Consider the following 18,452-nt stretch of genomic DNA (forward strand, 5'->3'; position numbering starts at 1 on the left):
TCGACCGCACGCCCCGAGCTGTCGTGGGCGCGCCTGAACATTCATCTACCGGAAACTGACCAGCATGTCCGAATCTACCGCCCCCCAAGCGTCCGAAGTCATTGATGAAAACCGCCTGATCGCCGAGCGTCGCGACAAGCTCAAGCGGATTCGCGAAGCCGGCAACGCCTTCCCGAACGATTTCCGCCGGGATGCCAGTGCCGGTGACCTACAGGCCCAGTACGCCGAGAAGGAAGCTGCCTTCTTCGAGGAAAACGCCCTGCGGGTGATCGTCGCCGGACGGGTGATGGCCAAGCGGGTGATGGGCAAGGCGAGTTTCCTGTCGATTCTCGACCACACCGGCCGCATCCAGCTGTACGTGGCGCGCGATGCACTGGGCGAAGCGGTCTACGACGACTTCAAGACCTGGGACATCGGCGATATCGTCGGTGGCGAGGGCGCGCTGTTCAAGACCAACAAGGGCGAGCTGTCGGTGAAGGTCGACAGCCTGCGCCTGCTGACCAAGAGCCTGCGGCCGCTGCCGGACAAGTTCCACGGCATCTCGGACACCGAGCAGCGTTATCGGCAGCGCTATGTCGACTTGATCATGAACGAGCCGGTGCGCGACACCTTCCGCAAGCGTACCCAGATCATCCAGTTCATCCGCAACTATCTGAATGGACGGGACTTCCTGGAAGTGGAAACGCCGATGATGCACGTCATCCCCGGCGGTGCTTCGGCCAAGCCCTTCACCACGTTCCACAATGCGCTGGACATGGATCTGTACCTGCGGATCGCCCCCGAGTTGTATCTGAAGCGCCTCGTGGTCGGCGGTTTCGAGCGGGTCTACGAGATCAACCGCAACTTCCGCAACGAGGGGTTGTCGACTCGCCACAACCCCGAATTCACCATGATCGAGTTCTATCAGGCCTACGCCGATTACATCGATCTGATGGACATGACCGAAGACCTGCTGCGTCATCTGGCCGAGAAGGTGTGCGGTTCGACGACCATCACCTATCAGGGCACGGAGTTCGACTTCGCACAGCCGTTCGCCCGCCTGACGGTGGTGGATGCGATTCTGGCGCATAACCCGGATCTCACCCGCGACGACGTCACCGATATCGACCGCGCGCGGGCCGTCGCGCAGAAGCTCGGTATCCACGTCAAGGACAGCTACGGCCTCGGCAAGATCCAGATCGAGATTTTCGAGGAAACCGCCGAACACAAGCTGATCCAGCCGACCTTCATCACCGAGTACCCAGCCGAGGTGTCGCCGCTGGCGCGCCGTAACGACGACAACCCGTTCGTGACCGACCGTTTCGAGTTCTTCGTGGGCGGTCGCGAGATCGCCAACGGCTTCTCGGAGCTGAACGACGCCGAAGATCAGGCCGAACGCTTCCGCAAGCAGGTTGAGGAGAAGGATGCGGGCGACGAGGAAGCCATGCACTTCGATGCGGACTATATCCGCGCCCTCGAACACGGCATGCCGCCGACGGCAGGCGAGGGGATCGGCATCGACCGGCTGGTGATGCTACTGACGGATTCGCCGTCCATCCGCGACGTGCTGTTGTTCCCGCACATGCGGCCGGAGTGACGTCCGCCACCTGCTATGCTATCCGTTCGGATGGCGTGGTAAGGGTCTGTTCATGCACAAGCAACTGTCACTGCAGGAAAAGGCCCGACGGTTCTCGGCCTCGAACCGCCGGCGCATCGCTGGCAGCTTCCTCCTGGAAGGTATCGTACTGGAGGGGGACGCGGGGCCGGCCATTGGGCGCGAACCCGATGCCTCCCCCATCATCGCGCACAGAATCCAGACCCTGATCGCCCGCTATGGGCTGCGCTACGGCCTGGGCGACGATCCTTACTGCTATGCCGGGACTCGTGTCCTGAAAAATCGCCTGCATATTGCGGATGCCCAGCTGCTGGGTAAAGTCGAGGGGGAGGTCGCCGCCCTTCGTGCACTGACGCTCACCCCCCAGTTCGAACGCTTCGATGCCGCCCGGTTTCGTCAGATCCACGCGCATCTGTTCCAGGACGTGTATGCCTGGGCGGGCGAGTATCGGACGGTGGATATCCGCAAGGGGGACAATCTGTTCTGTACGGTTGGACGGATCGACGCTGAGTTGAATCGGATTTTTCAGCGGATGAGCAACGAAGCCGGTTTGCCGGGGCGTCCCTTGCCGGATTTTGTTCGCTGTATTGCTGACTATTACTGTGAAATCAACGTCATTCACCCATTCCGGGAGGGGAACGGACGGGCGCAACGCCTGCTGTTCGACGAACTGATCGTGCATGCCGGCTTCGATGTGGATTGGGCCTTGATCGAGGCCGAAGAGTGGATCGCGGCGAATATCGCGGGGCACGCTGGGGACCTTGAGCCCTTGATCGAGTTGTTCCGTCGTGTGGTTTCCGAGCCCCCGCCCTCTGGCGGGGCGGTCTCTGGGAGCGCAGCCTGCGGAACCTAGGGGTAGGGGATCCAGCCCCGCATGCCGGAAGCCCGGACCCGGTCTAGGTGGGGTCCCGATCGATCCCATCGCCCCGTTTCCGCACAAAGGGCTCCGGTCATCCACGGTGCGCCAGGCCCGACATGTCGCCAAGCGTTTGAAAATGGGTCAATCCCGATTCATCAACTCTTGCGTCGTGTCGGTTTTCTTCGCCGTGCGCCCCGTGCTGCGGTAGTCTTACCCTAATTTGTTTGCACCCCCGCAGGATGGTCGGCGGCCGGCCTGCGGGTCGATCATCCGGATCAGTGGGGAGGTTGAGACATGGGCTTGTTTGGCAATAAGGCGGATCCGACGAAATCGGCAGCCTTGAAAGCGGCGATCGGCGCGCTGGTGGATCCGCACAGTGGGGAATCCCTGGCGACCGCGCAGGCGGTCGAGCGGGCGGAAGTCCGCGGCGATCAGGCCGAGGTCGACATCGTGCTCGACTACCCCGCGGCGGGTTGGGAAGACGAACTCGTCGGCCTGGTCCAGCAGGTCGCGCGCACGGTGGAGGGCGTCCGGGACACGAAGGTGACCGTCGCCTTCGTCAGCCCGCTGGGCAGCCAGTTGCAGGGCAAGGCAATGCCCGGCGTGCGCAACATCATCGCCGTCGCCTCGGGCAAGGGGGGTGTCGGCAAGTCCACCACCAGCGTCAATCTCGCCCTGGCGCTGGCGGCCGAAGGCGCGCGCGTCGGGCTGCTCGATGCCGACATCTACGGACCCAGCCAGCCCAAGATGCTGGGGGTGCGTCAGGAACCCGAGATTCAGGACGACCGTTCGATGAAGCCGGTGATGGCGCATGGTCTGCAGACCATGTCCATCGGCTATCTGGTCGAGGACGACACGGCCATGATCTGGCGCGGCCCGATGGTGACTTCGGCCCTGATGCAGCTCCTGAACGACACCCGCTGGGATCAGCTCGATTATCTGATCATCGACATGCCGCCGGGGACCGGCGATATCCAGATCACGCTCGCGCAGAAGGTGCCGGTCGCCGGTAGCGTGATCGTCACGACCCCCCAGGACATCGCTCTGCTGGATGCGCGCAAGGCCATCAGCATGTTCGAGAAGGTCAACGTGCCGGTGCTGGGCATCGTCGAGAACATGGCCCTGCACGTCTGCTCGAACTGCGGCCATATCGAACATATCTTTGGCGCCGGTGGTGGGGCGCGGCTGGCGGCGGACAATCAGGTCGAGCTGCTGGGCAGTCTGCCGCTGGACCTGAACATCCGCACCGACGTCGACGAGGGGCTACCAACCGTGGTGCGCGCCCCGGACTCGCCGATCGCCCGTGCCTATCGCGAAACCGCGCGCCGACTGGCGGCCGCCTTGGGCCGTTCCCAGCGGACGGGCGTCCAGGATCACGGACCGCTGATCACCATCGAGGAATAAGTGCGGATGCTGTCCATTCCGATTCCCGGCGGTCCTCAATTCGCGCTGGCGCATCTCGTTCTGGACTACAACGGCACGCTGGCCGAGGACGGCCTGTTGCTGGCCGGGGCGGCTGAGCGCATCGCGGTCCTGGCCGAACAATTGACCGTGCACGTGGTGACGGCGGATACCTTCGGCAGTGCTGCGCAGCAGCTCGACGGTTTGCCCGTTCAATTGCAGGTTTTGCCGGGCAGCGGACAGGATGTGGCCAAGCGCGCGCTCGTCCAGTCGCTGGGTGCCGCGCAGTGCGTCGCCGTCGGCAATGGGCGTAACGATGCCCTGATGCTCGCCGAGGCAGGCCTGGGCATCGCCGTGATTCAGGCGGAGGGTGCGGCCCGTGCCGCCATCGATTCGGCCGACATCCTGTGTCGTTCCCTGTGCGATGCGCTGGATCTGCTGTTGCGGCCCAAGCGGCTGAGCGCAACCTTGCGCAACGCCTAGTCTTTCCGCGCCCAAGGCGCATCGCTGATCACCGGTTCCCCCGGACGGTTGGCGTTTTCCGGGTATCTGTTCCGGAGTAAGCTATCCGCACAGGAGCGCACAACCAGGGGAGGTGGGCGATGTCACAGGGAGATTTCCAGACGGCCTTGCAGCAGCTGAAGCAGGCGCTGTACAGCCACGAGCAATGGCATCGAGACATTATCCGGTCGATCGTGTGCCGGATGCCCTACGATCTTCGGGATACGCAACCGGACGCCCATCGGCAATGTCGCTTCGGGCAGTGGTACTACAGCGAGACTTCATCGGTGCTGCGCGTTCAGGCCGGATTCGCCGCGATCGAGACGGAGCACAAGCGCATGCACGCGTTTGCGGCGCATATGCTGATCACCCTGGCGCAGACGGATCTCATCAAGCCCGAGGATTACGACAACTTCACCAATTCGGTCGAGCGGCTGCGTCTGGAGATGCAGTCGCTGATCAGTGAGCTGGAATATTCCCTCTACAAGCTTGATCCGCTGACTGGGGCTGAAAACCGTGTCGAGATGCTGCCGGTGCTTCGACAGGAGTTGGCGCTGGTCCAGCGTAACGCACACGCCAGTTCGATCATGATCATGGATCTGGATCACTTCAAGCGCATCAACGACACCCATGGGCATGTGGTGGGGGACAGCGTGCTGGCGACCGCCGTGCGCTACGCCAAGACGATTCTTCGCCCCTACGACCGGATATTCCGTTACGGCGGGGAGGAGTTCCTGGTGCTTCTGCCCCAGACCAGTCTGGATGAAGCGCAAGCCGTGGCCGAACGCATTCGCGAGGCGCTGCATGATCAAGTGCTGGCACATGACCACGAGGTTGCCGTCTCCATCACGACCTCCGCCGGGGTCGGCCTGCTCGAGCCCAATCTGACCGTGGAAGAATCGATCACGCGCGCCGACACCGCTCTGTACGCCGCCAAGCAGGGAGGCCGAAACCAGGTACGGGTGAGCGCGCCGGCATCCCCGTTCACTGCGGGGACCGCTTGAGGCGCCCTCAATCCTGAATGAGCCCCGGGAAAGGGACCAGGAAATCGGATGAGGGAATGGGCTCAGGCAGTAGGCTGGCGTATGGCAACGGGGGTATGGCCCTGGGATATGGTCCAGGGGTATGGGTCTGGTCTATCGACGACACTGCCGCGCCGGCTGCGGTACACTCGACGGGGTTCGTGGTTGAAAGGACGAGGATGACGCATGTTGCGATTAGGCGTGGATCTGGGCGGCACCAAGATCGAGGTGGCGGTTCTTGACGATCAGGGCACGACGCTGTGGCGTCAGCGGTTGCCGACCCCTCAGGGCGATTACATCGGCACCATCGAGGCCATGGCCACCCTGATCGCCCGGGCGGAAGACGATCTCGGCCGGGTGGATTCGATCGGCGTCGGTACGCCGGGTACGGTCTCACCGCGCACGGGCCTGATGAAGAACGCCAACTCAGTCGTGCTGAACGATCGTCCGTTGAAAGGAGATCTGGAGCAGCGCCTCGGGCGGCGCGTCGCCATGGCCAACGATGCCAACTGCCTGGCCCTGTCCGAGGCGCGCGATGGGGCCGCGGCCGGGGCCAAATCCGTGTTCGGCGTCATTCTCGGTACCGGGGTGGGCGGGGGACTCGTGATTGATGGTGTCCTGCATGCCGGCCACAACGCGATCGCCGGTGAGTGGGGGCACAATCCCCTGCCGTGGCCTGAGGCGGGCGAGTTTCCCGGCCCGACCTGCTGGTGCGGCATGAAGGGCTGCATCGAGCGCTGGCTGGCCGGGCCTGGGCTGGCGCGGGATTTTCATGCCGTCACGGGCCGCGACGGGACGGGGCACGACGTGGCCGTCTGGGCCGGCGAAGGCGATCCCGGCGCGGTGGCGGCGCTGGAGCGGTATACTCACCGCCTGGCCCGGGCCCTGGCCCATCTGATCAATATCGTCGATCCGGAGGTCATCGTGCTGGGCGGCGGCATGTCGAACGTCGCCAGCCTCTATACGGACGTGCCGAAGCTCTGGGATCGGTTCGTCTTTTCGGACCCGATCACGACACGGCTGGTCGCCCCGCAGCATGGCGATTCCAGCGGGGTACGCGGCGCGGCGATGCTGCCGCCGGCGGAATGAGTCGGTCGGTGCGGCTTGGGCGGCAGCGCCCAAACAGGTAGCATACCCAACCTTCCGTTCCGGTTTTCCTTTCCTGACGATAGTTCACGCCACACGGCTCGCCGCATATGTTGCCTGCAATACTGATTTTCCTGCTTACCCTGACGCTCGTGATCTGGCAGCCTCGCGGCCTTGGCATCGGTTGGGGGGCGTCGATCGGTGCCATCCTGGCGCTGCTGGTGGGCGTCGTGCAGATTTCGGACATCGGGCTTGTCTGGGGCATCGTGTGGAACGCCACTCTGAGTTTCGTGGCGATGATCATCATCAGTCTGCTGCTCGACGAGGCCGGCTTCTTCGAGTGGGCGGCCCTGCACGTGGCGCGGTGGGGTCGGGGCAGCGGCCGCCGGCTGTTCGTGCTGCTGGTGTTGCTGGGTGCGGCGGTGGCGGCCCTGTTCGCGAACGACGGGGCGGCGCTGATCCTGACGCCGATCGTCATTGGCGTGTTGCTGGCCCTGCGGTTTTCGGCGGCCACGACCCTGGCCTTCGTGATGGCGGCGGGATTCATCGCCGATACGGCCAGCCTGCCGCTGGTGGTATCCAACCTCGTGAACATCGTCTCGGTGGATTATTTCCATATTGAGTTTACCCGGTACGCCTCCGTGATGTGGCCGGTGAACCTCGTGTCCGTTGCCGCATCCCTGGGCGTGCTGCTCCTGTTCTACCGTCGCGACATTCCCCCCGAATATGACGCAGCACTCCTGAAGGATCCCCGCTCGGCGATCGTCGATCACGCCACCTTCCGCATGGGCTGGTGGGTGCTCGGCTGGCTGCTGATCGGCTTCTTCGGCCTGGATCGCTTCGGCGTGCCGATCAGTCTTGTGGCCGGCATCGGTGCCCTCGCGCTGTACGTCATCGCCTTTCGCGGGCATCACATCGACACGCACCGGGTATTGCGTCATGCACCGTGGCAGATCGTGGTGTTCTCCCTGGGGATGTACCTCGTGGTGTTCGGACTGCGCAATGCCGGGCTCACCGATATCGTCGGGCAGTGGTTGGCCGCGTTCGGCCAGCATGGGGTCTGGGGGGCGGCCTTCGGTACCGGTCTGCTGGTCGCCGGGCTGTCGGCGGTGATGAACAACATGCCGACCGTGCTGATCGGCGCTCTGTCCATCGATGCGAGCCATGCCGAAGGGGCGACGCGTCTCGCCATGATCTACGCCAACGTGATCGGCAGCGATCTCGGCCCGAAGCTGACGCCCATCGGCAGTCTGGCGACGCTGTTGTGGTTGCACGTGCTGGCGCGCAAGAACGTGCGCATCGGCTGGGGCTATTACATGCGGGTCGGTGTGGTGCTGACCCTGCCGGTGCTGCTGGCGACCCTGGCCGCGCTGGCCATCCGGCTGTCGTTCTAGGCCGGTGCCTGAATCGGTTCTTGACACGATGATCGCCCTCATCCGTCCTCCGAATCACCTCATCTCATGAGTACCTCGATTCTCTCCGTCTATTCCCTCAACCAGCTGGCCAAGCAGACGTTGGAGGCGCAGTTGAGCGGCGTGCAGGTGGCCGGGGAAATCCGCTCGCTCACCCGCGCGGCATCGGGGCATATGTATTTCACGCTCAAAGACGATCAGGCCGAGGTGCGTTGCGCCCTGTTCCGGGGGCAGGCCCAGCGGATCCGGACGGTGTTCGCGAACGGCGATGCCGTCGTCGTGCTGGGTTCGGTCTCGCTGTATGCCCCGCGCGGGGACTATCAGCTCATCGTGCAGGGCGTGGAATTGGCCGGGGATGGTCGCCTGGCTGCCCTATTCGAGGCATTGAAGAAGAAGCTCCTGACCGAGGGCCTGTTCGATGCGGCCCGCAAGCGCCCGTTACCGATCACGCCCCATCGGATCGCGGTGATTTCCTCCCCGGTGGGGGCTGCGATCCACGACGTGCTGTCGGTACTGGCGCGGCGCTGGCCCCTGGCCGAGGTCACGCTGTATCCCGTGGCGGTGCAGGGCGAAGCGGCGGCGGGCGAACTGACGGCGGCCGTCTCGTCCATTCGGGACGCGATGGCGTGGGACGTGGTGCTGATCGTGCGGGGCGGGGGGTCCATGAGCGATCTCTGGGCCTTCAACGACGAGGCGCTCGCGCGGGCTATTGCCGCCTGCCCCGTGCCCGTGATTTCCGGCGTGGGCCACGAGGTCGATTTCACCATCTGCGATTTCGTGGCCGACGTGCGCGCCGCGACGCCGACGGCCGCAGCCGAGCTGGCAACGCCCCAGACACTGGCGGAATGGGCACAGCGCAGCCATTTGCTGCATCAGCGCCTGAATCAGATCCTGAGCCGTCGACTGAACGAGGCGGGGCAGCACCTCGACCGGCTGACCGGTCGCCTGCGTGCGGCGGCGCAACGCTTTGCGTCCGAGCATCATCGCCGAGTGGCGCTGGAACTGCGCTTGCAGCATGCCCTGCGTCAGGATGGCCAGCGGCGGCATCAGGCGTTGCGCGACCTGGCTGCACGCCTGGCGCGACACAGTCCGGTGCGCTGGCTGCGCGAGAATCGGGGCCGGACGGATCGTACCGTCTGGCGATTGCAACGCGTGTCGGCAACGATGACGGTGGCGCGCGCGCAGCGCCTGCACCTGTTGCAGTACCGATTGCATCAGGCGGGGCGCCGTCCGTGGCAAAGGGCGCATGATCGTTGGCAGCAGACGGGCGACCTGCTCGCGGCCCTGAGTCCGCAGCGGATTCTCGAGCGCGGCTATGTGCTGGTAGAACACGAATCGGCGTTGCTGATGCGCGCGGCGCGGCTGGATGCCCTGATGGCCGAATCCGATCGGACCACCTTGTTGACCCTGCGCTTCGCGGATGGCGCCAAGCGGATTCTCGCCCGCCCCGACGGATCGGAAGAGGCGGGTGAATCCTGAGGGATAGACCGTGGATGAAGCACGCTGGCCGTCGCACCTGAACGGCGGGATCTAATCCGCTTCGTCTTCGCTGGTACGGTGCTGCCGTGCTGCGCGCAGTACTTCTTCATGTTTTCCGCTGACGTAAAGGGCGTAGCTCAATACCTCCGCGACGGCGCGGAACAGCGGTTCGGGAATGCTGTCGCCGAGGTCTAGCTGGCCGAGGGCCTGGGCCAGTGTCGGATCTTCCACCAGGGGAATGTCCTGTTCCCGGGCCCGTTCGACGATTTCACCGGCGACGAGCCCCTGGCCGGTGGCCACGACCTGCGGCAGGTCGTGGCCGTCGTATTTCAGGGCGATGGCCCGGGACGGCTTGGACGCGCCCTTTTTCGGCGGTGTGGGACGGGACGGGCTCATACGCGCCAGCTGTGCCGGGTCGTGTCGTCCGGCCGGGCCGGTTCCGGACTGAGGCGGGCCTGAACCACCGCCGGCGGCGGGCCGGGGTAGACACTCAGTTGCGGGTTCAGATGGGCGCGGCGCAACTGAGCATCGAGGCGATCCAGCGATGCGCTCAGGCGCTGGCGCGCCTCGGTCGCGTCGGCGTAGAGACGAACCGTCAGATCGGCCGATTGCAGGTGCAGGCTGCCGTGCAACGGGCCCAGTTCCGGCAGGTCGATGGCGAAATCCAGCTGCCAGCCACCGCCACTTCCCGTGCCGTCATGTGCGCCGTCGTTTTCCTCGTCCTGATTCACCGCTAACTGCAGACGGCGTGGCTGTTCGGCGACCACCACCGGGAGGTCGACGATCCAGCTCGCTTGCCCCTGAACTTGCTGAAGGGCGGTTCGTAACTGGCTGACGTCCAGGTTGTTCACCCAGTCGTTGAGGGTGTTGAGCACGTGGGCCTGTTGTGCGGGCCCTGGTGGTGTCGGCATCGGCGCCGTTCGGCCTTCGGTCGTTTGCGTGCCGGTCGAGGGCGTGTTCAGGCTGGTCTTGATGGCCTGGGCGGCCAGTTTGAGCTGGGTTTTCAGGTCGCCGGTGGCAACATCGCGGGTGGTTTGGCGATCGCCGAGCGTCGGCAGGCTGTAGGTCGTCACCAGCTTGGCGAGGGTGGTCGCCATCGCTGCCGGGGCGGGTGGGACGTCCAGTCGTGGCAGGGCCATCCGGACGGCGGTCGGCAAAGCGGCCAGCGTGAGGTTGGTGCCCCTGGCAATGTTGCCCGACATCAGCCCGCTTAGTGCGGTGCCGCTTCCTGGCTGCAACAGGGCAGCGGTCGTCGTTGTGCTCGTCTGCATCTGCCCGGATGAGGTCACGCCCGGTGTCTGGGCGGGATTCGTAGTGGCCATGGACGGCGAGAGCTGGCCGGAATAAGTGCCGGCCGGGGTGGGGGATACCGTGCCTGTTGACGTGTTCTGCGCGGTCATTTGGCTGGTTCGCTGGAACAGCATCGTCAGCAGTTGGGTTTGCACGGTCTGCCCGGTGGTCGCCGGACCGGTGCCTCCGGACGTCCCGGGGAGGGGCTGCAGGACCAACGGCGGTCCCAGGGCCCGAACGTTGAGTTGCAGTGCGGTACCTGCCTGCAGGGGCAGGCGGGTCTGAACGGACAATTGGCCACCGGCCAGGGAAAGGAGGGCCTCGCCCTTGGCATTGTCGCTCCTGAGGACGATGGCCGCCAGCACCTGTCCCTGCCTGAGCGGCATGCCGCGCAGTTCGGTGCTGGTGCTGGTGATGAGCTGGCTGTCGACCTTCATGGATGCCGGTTACCTGGGGCAGTGTCAAAGCGGTGGCGCCAAGACGATCACGTATTCATGCGGGTTTATCGGCGCCAAGTCAAGCACCCGGTGGTCGAGCGGGATCGTTCTTCCCCCGTTCCGCTTGCCGACAAAATTTTGACAGCGCGGGGCTTGTCCGGTTAGGGTTCAGCGTGAATGGCCTCGCGGACATCCCGTACGTATTGTCTCTGAGTCCATCGTGATGGGCCCTTTGCGCAGGGTCTTCGGTTCCGGCCTCATGGGCACGTCATCTCAGGAAGCTTGCCGTTATGTCAGATCTTCAGCCTCATGCCGTCATCGCCGCACCGCCCGAAATCGCGTCGGCGCTGCAGGAATGGTTGGCCCTGCTGGGGGTGGCGACCATATCCCGGGCCGATCCGGGTATCGTGCGTCTGTCCGATCAACTGATCGGCGGCTTCTGTTATGGCGATCTGTGCGGTGACAGCCTGCAGGCTGCGCAGGGCTTGCCCTGGGTGGCACTGGATCCGGAGCCGGGACGCTGGCTGGGAGAGGCACGTCCGCCGTTTGCCGGTTTGCCCTGGCCTTGCACGTTGTCGGCGTTGCAGGGCGTCACCGGCCGTTTGCTCAGCCGCTGGCGCAATGCCCAGCTGGTGGCTGCCGGCCGGGGACTGGTCGGGGACAGCCCCGGCATGCGTCGATTGCGGGCCGAGATCGAGCAGGTGGCGCCGAGCGAAGCCACGGTGCTGATTCTGGGCGAGTCGGGCACCGGCAAGGAGGTCGTGGCCCGGATGATCCACCGGTTGTCGAATCGCGCGAGCAAACCGTTCATCCCTGTCAACTGCGGGGCGATTCCGGCGGAACTGCTGGAATCGGAATTGTTCGGGCATGAAAAGGGTGCCTTTACCGGGGCCATCAGTGCACGGGCCGGTCGCTTCGAACTGGCCGAGGGCGGGACGCTGTTCCTGGATGAGATCGGCGACATGCCCCTGCCGATGCAGGTCAAGATTCTGCGGGTGTTGCAGGAACGGACCTTCGAGCGGGTGGGCGGCCGTCAGACCATGACGGCGGATGTCCGGATCATTGCGGCAACCCATCGCGATCTCGAGGCCTATATCGAGGCGGGTACCTTCCGCCAGGATCTGTACTACCGCCTCAATGTCTTCCCGCTGGAAACCCTGCCCCTCCGTGAGCTTCGGGGGGACATCCCGCTGATCGTCGAGGCGCTGACCCGCCGCTTCGCAGCCGATGGCCGGACAGTTGGTCAGCTGACCGAGCGAGCGTTAGCCGCGTTGGCGTCCTTGCCCTGGCCGGGCAACGTCCGCGAGCTGGGTAACGTGGTCGAACGTCTGGGCATTCTCTACCCTGGGCAGACCATCGATCTGGCGCAGTTGCCGCCGAAACTTCGGGATCAGCTGCCGCCGGAGTGGCAGGCGGACATGGCGTCGGCTATCGTCGACCCCCCGATCGAGGATGCTGCGCCGACTGAATCTGTCCGGTCGGTCGAAACCGTTGAGGCGACCCTGGAAGATCCGGATCCCCGCGATATCTTCGCCATGGGGCGGGTCGAAACGGCCCAAGTCGTTGGCGCCCCTCCGGTTTTGCCGACCGATGCCCTGACGCTGGCGTCGTTTCAGATCGAGCTGCCGGACGGCGGTTTCGACCTGAAGGGGCAGCTCGAGGCCATCGAGCAGGCCTGGATCGATGCCGCGCTGAATCAGAGCGACGGCGTCGTGGCCCAGGCGGCGCGCCTGCTGGGCATCCGGCGGACGACCCTTGTCGAGAAATTGCGCAAGTACCAGATGTCCTTCCGTTCCGGCGCTCAGGAAGACGACGCCTAAAACGCCCACCTTGCGGTTTGTTGGCACAAACCGTGCTTATCTACTCCCCACAGTGTTCGTCCCGGTTTCTGGCGACAGAAATCGGACAGGCAAGGAGATTTGAGATGAGCAGTTCGATGTCGGTGGATCAGATTCTTTCCCAGATGCGGGTCATGCGGGCCGAGGCGCAACAGCGTCTTTCGGCGCCGGCACCCGTGGCCCCGCCGGCCGGTGGGGACAGTTTTTCCACGCTCCTGTCCCAGGCGGTAGGGCAGGTCAACGCGTTGCAACAGACTTCGGGTCAGTTGAAGACCCGCTTCGAACTGGGCGATCCGAACGTGGATCTGACGCAGGTCATGCTGGCGGCACAAAAGGCTTCTCTCGGCTTCAATGCCACCTTGCAGGTGCGCAATCGACTGGTTCAGGCCTACCAGGATGTCATGAATATGCCCATCTAGGGCCACCGAGGCATAACCCTTTAGGCATACCCCCACGGATTGAGAGATCGTCATGGCGCAAAATACCCTTACCCCTACCTCGATGAATCCCGATGCCGGCATGGTGCCGGGCGGCGGCACGCCGCGCTGGATCCAGCAGCTGGACGGGTTCACCCAGTCGAACAGTTTCCGGCAGCTCCTGATCCTGGTGGCGCTGGCGGCGACGATCTCCTTCATGGTCGGTTTCTTCCTCTGGGGACAGAAACCCGCACTGGTGCCGCTGTACAGCAATATCAGCCCCAAGGAATCCGCGACGGTGGTCGATGCCCTGCGTGCCGCCAAGAAGACGTACCAGTTGAGCCCCGACGGCACGGTCATGGTCGAACCCAGCCAGTTGCCTTCGATCCGCATGCTGCTGGCCGCTCAGGGCCTGCCGGCAAGCGACTCCGTAGGTCTTGAGATGCTGAACAAGGATCAGTCGCTCGGCACCAGCCAGTTCGTCGAGCAGGCACGCTACCAGCATGCCATCGAGGTGGAACTGGCCCGGTCGATCGAGACCATTCAGGGCGTACAGGCTGCCCGCGTTCATTTGGCGACCCCGAAGCAATCCGTGTTCGTACGCGAACGCCAGCCCTCGACCGCCTCGGTGGTGGTTGAACTGGCGCCGGGGCAGTCGCTTTCCGCGGAGCAAGTCCGGGCGATCGTGCATCTGGTCGCATCCAGCGTTGCGGGCCTGAAGCCGGCAGACGTCAGCGTGATCGATCAGCGTGGGGAGCTCCTGAGTCAAAATTCCGACGATGCCAGTGGCATGGGATTGACGGATAAGCAGTTTGCCTATCGCCAGCGCGTGGAGCGAGCCTATCAGCGACAGATCGAATCGCTGCTGACGCCCATCGTCGGTGCCGATCAGGTGCGGGCCCAGGTATCGGCCGACGTGGATTTCAATCGTCAGGAGGGCACGAGCGAAACCTACGGGCCGAAGCAGGGTGTCGTTCTCAGCGAGCAGACCCAGGATACGGTACGTGCTCTGGGCGATCAGGGTGTCAATGGCGGTGTGCCGGGGTCGCTGAGCAATCAGCCGCCGGGCGGCGGTACCGTCACGCCTCAGGCCAGCGGCGGCCTCCAGCCCCCGGGCAACCTGAACGTGCAGCAGTACCAGCAGATCATCCAGACGCCGGTCAGTACCCAGAAGAACGAGACGCGCAATTTCAATGTCGACAAGGAGATTCGGCACACCCGATACGCCAGCGGTGCGGTTCAGAAGCTCAATGTGGCCGTGCTGATCAACGAAAAAACCGTCACGGAGAAAGACGGTACCGTCAAGCCGGAACCCATGAGCGATGCGGAAATTGCCCGGATCAAGGATCTGGTCGCCCAAGCGGTGGGGCTTGACGAGAAGCGTGGCGATAAATTGACGCTGGCCAGCATCCCGTTCGTCGAACAGAAGATCGAGAAAGTTTCGGTGCCGCTCTGGGAGCAGGCCTGGTTCATGCCGCTGCTCAAGAATCTCGGATTGGGTATCGCGATGCTGCTGATCTTCCTGATGGTCGTCCGCCCCCTGCTGAAGATGCTCGGCGAAAAGCGTCAGCCGCCTGAGGTCGCGGGTGCGCTGGCAGCACCGGAAGAAGGCGAGGAAGGGAGTTACGAAGAGCGTGGCGAGGTATCGGTCGTCGGTGGCGAAGGCGGGCGCCAGCCGGGCGCGTTGGGTGTCGAGGATAGCGACGACCTGGAAGGCGTGCCTCAGTTGGTGGGCGCAGCCAGTTATTCCGATAAACTACGTCAGCTGAAACAAAGCATCAACCAAGATCCCAAGGCCGTGGCCTCGGTGATCAAGCAGTGGACCCATTCGGAGAGTTAATCGTGGCTGAAGCAGCAGTATCTGAACCGACGGGCGCGGATCTCATCGCGAACCTCAAGGGGCCGGAACGCGTCGCCATCCTGATGATGGCGCTCGGCGAGGAGTCGGCAGCGCAATTGTTCACTCAGCTGGACCCGCGCGAGGTTCAGAAAATCGGTCAGGCTATGGCCGTGTTGCCGAACGTGACGCGTTCGCAGATCCAGGCGGTGCTCGATCAGTTCGTCGTCGATCTCGGCGATCAGACCGGTTTGGCCCTCGGAACCAGCGATTACATTCGCAATGTGCTGACGAAAGCGCTGGGCGAGGACAAGGCGGCCGGCCTGCTCGAGCGGATCAGCTCCACCGGCAATCGACGCAACCTGGAATTCCTCAAGTGGATGGATTCCCGCTCCATCGCCGAGATCATCCGCTACGAGCATCCGCAGATCATCGCGATCGTGCTGTCCCATCTGGAAAGCGACCAGGGTGCAGAGATCCTGCAGATGCTGCCGGAAAACATGCGGTCGGACATCATGTTGCGCATCGCCCATCTGGATGGCGTTTCTCCTCAGGCACTGATGGAGCTCGACGACATCATGGAGCGTCAGGCTTCCGGCGCCTCGGGCGGCAAGTCCTCGAAGGTGGGGGGCGTCAAGATTGCCGCCGGCATCATGAACTTCCTCGAAAGCAACGTCGAGGAAACGGTCATGGGCTCCATCAAGAGTGCGGATGCCGATCTGGGCGGTCAGATCGAGGATCTCATGTTCGTATTCAGCAACCTGATCGACGTCGACGATCGCGGGATTCAGACGATTCTGCGCGAAGTGCCGTCGGATCGCCTGCTGCTGGCCATGAAGGGTGCCGATCCGGAACTCAAGGAGAAGTTCTTCAAGAACATGTCGAAGCGTGCGTCCGAAATGATGCGCGACGACCTCGAGTCCCTGGGCCCGACCCGTCTGTCCGATGTCGAGGGGGCTCAGAAGGAAATCCTGCAGGCCGCCCGGAAACTGGCTGAGGAGGGCAAGATAACGCTGGGAGGTGGCGGTGAGCAGTTCGTCTGATCCTGCCGCCACGAAGGAATCCCCGGTCATTCGGCCGCTCGATCCGGGGCCGGGCGTGACTGCTTGGTCGTTGCCCGAGTTGAATCAGGTGATCGAGCCGGTAGCTGCCGACCCCGTGGACGAGGCCTCGGCGCCCGTACCGAGCGAAGCGGATCTCATCGAGGCGCATCGGGCAGCGGCGCAGAACGGGTATGCCGAGGGAAAGGCCCTCGGGCACAAGGCGGGGTATGAGGCTGGCTACGCCGAAGGCATGGCTGCGGCGCGCGATGAAATCGAACGTCTGGAGCGGCGATTGCAGGGCTGGCTGCATACCTTGGCGCAGCCCCTGGCCGACCTGGACAAGGAGGTGAGCGCCCAGTTGGCCCGGCTCTCCATGCAGATCGCCCGGTCTATCCTCTATCGGGAATTGACCCTCGCACCGGAGCAGATCGAGGTCGTTGCCCGTGAGGCACTGACCGCTTTGCCTGCGGCGGTTCGCAAGGTCGTGCTGATCTGTCACCCCGAGGATCTCGCGGCGCTGGAAGCTTCGGTACAGGCCGGTTCGCTGGCGCAGGCGCGCGGCCAGTCGTTCGAGATCCGATCTGATGAATCGATCCTGCCGGGCGGACTGCGGATCGAGTCCGGAGACTCGGAAATCCAGGCTGCGGTGGACGCCCGTCTGGATGCCCGTTGGGCGGCGCTAAGTCTGCGCTTGCTGGGTACCGCGGTTCCCGGACCCGGCGAACCCATTCCCGTCGATCAGGCCGACGATCAGCCGACCCATCATTCGGCGCCGGAAGCGAATGGTCCGTCCGTATCGACGTCCGGAGATACTGCATCATGACCGCCCGCCTCGATCCGGCCGTATTCGATGCGCCCGTGACTCAGGGGTTGCCGCAGGGCCTCGATTGGGCGCGCCAGCTCATGGGGTTGCAGGCACGAGTACAGCGACCGGCATACCAGTCCGAGGGCCGGATCGTCCGGGTGGTCGGCTTGGCCCTCGAAGCCAGCGGATTGACTGCGGCGATCGGCGATCAGTGCCGCATCTATCTCGACGAACGGGATGCCGAGCGACCGGGTGAGACCTCGGGGCGCTACGTCGATGCCGAGGTGGTGGGCTTCACCGAGCGCAATACGTATCTGATGCCCCTGGAAGTCTTGCGGGGCATGGCGCCCGGCTGCCGGGTGGTCAACCAGGGCGGTTCGGTACGGGTGCCTTTGGGGCTCGAATTGCTGGGTCGGGTACTGGATGCGCGGGGGCAACCCCTGGATGGCGGGGCACCTCTGTTGAGCGATACCCCCGTCGACCTGCAGGGCCGCGCCAACAATCCGTTGAAGCGCCGACCGATCCGGGAGCCGCTGGATGTCGGGGTGCGGGCCATCAATGCCCTGTTGACGGTGGGCCGGGGGCAGCGCATGGGGATCTTTGCCGGCAGCGGTGTGGGTAAGAGCGTGCTTTTGGGGATGATGACCCGCTACACCGACGCGGACATCATCGTCGTCGGCCTGATCGGCGAGCGGGGGCGCGAGGTGCGCGAGTTCGTTTCCGAGATCCTGGACGACGAGGCGCGCAGCCGTGCCGTCGTCATCGCCGCGCCGGCGGACGCCTCGCCGCTGATGCGGTTGCACGGTGCCAGTCTGGCGACGGCGATCGCCGAGCATTTTCGCGAGCAGGGGCTGAATGTCCTGCTGCTGATGGATTCGCTGACGCGCTATGCACAGGCGCAACGGGAGATCGGGCTTGCGATCGGCGAGCCACCCGCCACCAAGGGGTATCCGCCGTCGGTGTTCGCCCGGCTGCCGTCGCTCGTCGAACGGGCCGGCAATGGCGAATCCGCAGACGGGAGCATGACGGCCTTCTATACCGTGCTCGTCGAGGGCGACGATCAGAACGATCCCATCGCCGATGCGGCTCGGGCGATTCTGGATGGCCACATCGTGCTGTCGCGGGCCATCGCCGAGCGGGGACGTTATCCCGCCATCGATATCGAGGCGTCGATATCCCGTCTGATGCCGAGTCTCGTGCCGCCCGAGCAGCTGGATCTCATGCAGCGCTTCAAGCAGCTGATGAGCACCTATAATCAAAGCAGGGATCTGCTTGCCGTGGGCGCGTACCGGCGTGGCCATGACGTCCGATTGGATCGGGCAATCGACGCGCAGCCGGATCTCGAGGCCTTCCTGCGCCAGTCGATGTTCGAGCGGGCGGATATGGAAAGCAGCGTGCTGCAACTCGAACAACTGATGAATCACGCCTGACC

General features: G+C 64.3%; 16 protein-coding genes. 14 read left to right on the forward strand and 2 right to left on the reverse strand.

Annotation, left to right across the window (positions count from 1 at the left end; genetic code table 11):
• Positions 1-64 precede the first annotated feature (64 nt).
• The 8 genes from lysS (at position 65) to xseA (ending at position 9,354) form a co-directional block, all read left to right on the forward strand.
• Complete coding sequence (lysS, locus tag A9404_RS11500) at positions 65-1,576, forward strand: lysine--tRNA ligase (protein ID WP_066101752.1); 1,512 nt, start codon at positions 65-67, stop codon at positions 1,574-1,576.
• 52 nt (positions 1,577-1,628) lie between these two features.
• Positions 1,629-2,447 carry a putative adenosine monophosphate-protein transferase Fic gene (locus A9404_RS11505; RefSeq protein WP_082922937.1) on the forward strand — a complete coding sequence of 273 codons (819 nt, stop codon included), beginning with the start codon at positions 1,629-1,631 and terminating at the stop codon, positions 2,445-2,447.
• A 300-nt stretch (positions 2,448-2,747) separates the two neighbouring features.
• The gene (apbC, locus tag A9404_RS11510) at positions 2,748-3,857 is read left to right on the forward strand and encodes an iron-sulfur cluster carrier protein ApbC (RefSeq protein WP_066101755.1); all 1,110 of its coding nucleotides are present in this window, start codon (positions 2,748-2,750) and stop codon (positions 3,855-3,857) included.
• Positions 3,858-3,863: 6 nt separating this feature from the next.
• A complete protein-coding gene (locus tag A9404_RS11515; protein WP_066101758.1) occupies positions 3,864-4,337 on the forward strand; it encodes an HAD family hydrolase in 474 nt (157 codons plus the stop codon).
• 119 nt (positions 4,338-4,456) lie between these two features.
• Positions 4,457-5,359: a diguanylate cyclase gene (locus tag A9404_RS13225; RefSeq protein WP_082922938.1), complete on the forward strand. Its 903-nt coding sequence runs from the start codon at positions 4,457-4,459 to the stop codon at positions 5,357-5,359.
• 204 nt (positions 5,360-5,563) lie between these two features.
• Positions 5,564-6,466 (forward strand): ROK family protein, encoded by a 903-nt coding sequence (locus A9404_RS11525; protein ID WP_066101761.1) that lies wholly within the window; start codon positions 5,564-5,566, stop codon positions 6,464-6,466.
• A gap of 107 nt (positions 6,467-6,573) precedes the next feature.
• Positions 6,574-7,857: an arsenic transporter gene (locus A9404_RS11530; RefSeq protein ID WP_066101764.1), complete on the forward strand. Its 1,284-nt coding sequence runs from the start codon at positions 6,574-6,576 to the stop codon at positions 7,855-7,857.
• Positions 7,858-7,923: 66 nt separating this feature from the next.
• Positions 7,924-9,354 carry an exodeoxyribonuclease VII large subunit gene (gene xseA / locus A9404_RS11535; protein ID WP_066101768.1) on the forward strand — a complete coding sequence of 477 codons (1,431 nt, stop codon included), beginning with the start codon at positions 7,924-7,926 and terminating at the stop codon, positions 9,352-9,354.
• Between the two features lie 51 nt (positions 9,355-9,405).
• Here xseA and A9404_RS11540 read toward each other — a convergent pair whose 3' ends face one another.
• Positions 9,406-9,750, reverse strand: coding sequence for an EscU/YscU/HrcU family type III secretion system export apparatus switch protein (locus A9404_RS11540; protein ID WP_066101770.1), 345 nt, complete (start codon positions 9,748-9,750; stop codon positions 9,406-9,408).
• Positions 9,747-11,081 (reverse strand): flagellar hook-length control protein FliK, encoded by a 1,335-nt coding sequence (locus tag A9404_RS11545; RefSeq protein WP_066101772.1) that lies wholly within the window; start codon positions 11,079-11,081, stop codon positions 9,747-9,749. The genes A9404_RS11540 and A9404_RS11545 overlap by 4 nt, the downstream gene beginning before the upstream one ends.
• Positions 11,082-11,371: 290 nt before the next feature.
• Here A9404_RS11545 and A9404_RS13645 point away from each other — a divergent pair, with 290 nt between their 5' ends.
• The 6 genes from A9404_RS13645 to fliI all read left to right on the forward strand — a co-directional run bounded on the left by A9404_RS13645 (position 11,372) and on the right by fliI (position 18,450).
• Complete coding sequence (locus A9404_RS13645; RefSeq protein WP_066101776.1) at positions 11,372-12,901, forward strand: sigma-54 interaction domain-containing protein; 1,530 nt, start codon at positions 11,372-11,374, stop codon at positions 12,899-12,901.
• A 104-nt stretch (positions 12,902-13,005) separates the two neighbouring features.
• Complete coding sequence (fliE, locus tag A9404_RS11555) at positions 13,006-13,338, forward strand: flagellar hook-basal body complex protein FliE (RefSeq protein WP_066101779.1); 333 nt, start codon at positions 13,006-13,008, stop codon at positions 13,336-13,338.
• A gap of 52 nt (positions 13,339-13,390) precedes the next feature.
• Positions 13,391-15,175 (forward strand): flagellar basal-body MS-ring/collar protein FliF, encoded by a 1,785-nt coding sequence (fliF, locus tag A9404_RS11560; RefSeq protein ID WP_082922939.1) that lies wholly within the window; start codon positions 13,391-13,393, stop codon positions 15,173-15,175.
• On the forward strand, positions 15,175-16,215 hold the full coding sequence (gene fliG, locus A9404_RS11565) for a flagellar motor switch protein FliG (protein ID WP_066103317.1): 1,041 nt from the start codon (positions 15,175-15,177) through the stop codon (positions 16,213-16,215). Before fliF ends, fliG begins: the two co-directional genes overlap by 1 nt.
• Positions 16,199-17,038, forward strand: a complete 840-nt coding sequence (locus A9404_RS11570; protein WP_156521320.1) for a FliH/SctL family protein — start codon at positions 16,199-16,201, stop codon at positions 17,036-17,038. The genes fliG and A9404_RS11570 overlap by 17 nt, the downstream gene beginning before the upstream one ends.
• Entirely contained in the window at positions 17,035-18,450 is a 1,416-nt protein-coding gene (gene fliI / locus A9404_RS11575) for a flagellar protein export ATPase FliI (protein WP_066101785.1), read from the forward strand. Before A9404_RS11570 ends, fliI begins: the two co-directional genes overlap by 4 nt.
• Positions 18,451-18,452 lie beyond the last annotated feature (2 nt).

The organism is Halothiobacillus diazotrophicus (assembly GCF_001663815.1).
In the GTDB taxonomy this organism is placed as follows: Bacteria; Pseudomonadota; Gammaproteobacteria; order Halothiobacillales; family Halothiobacillaceae; genus Halothiobacillus; species Halothiobacillus diazotrophicus.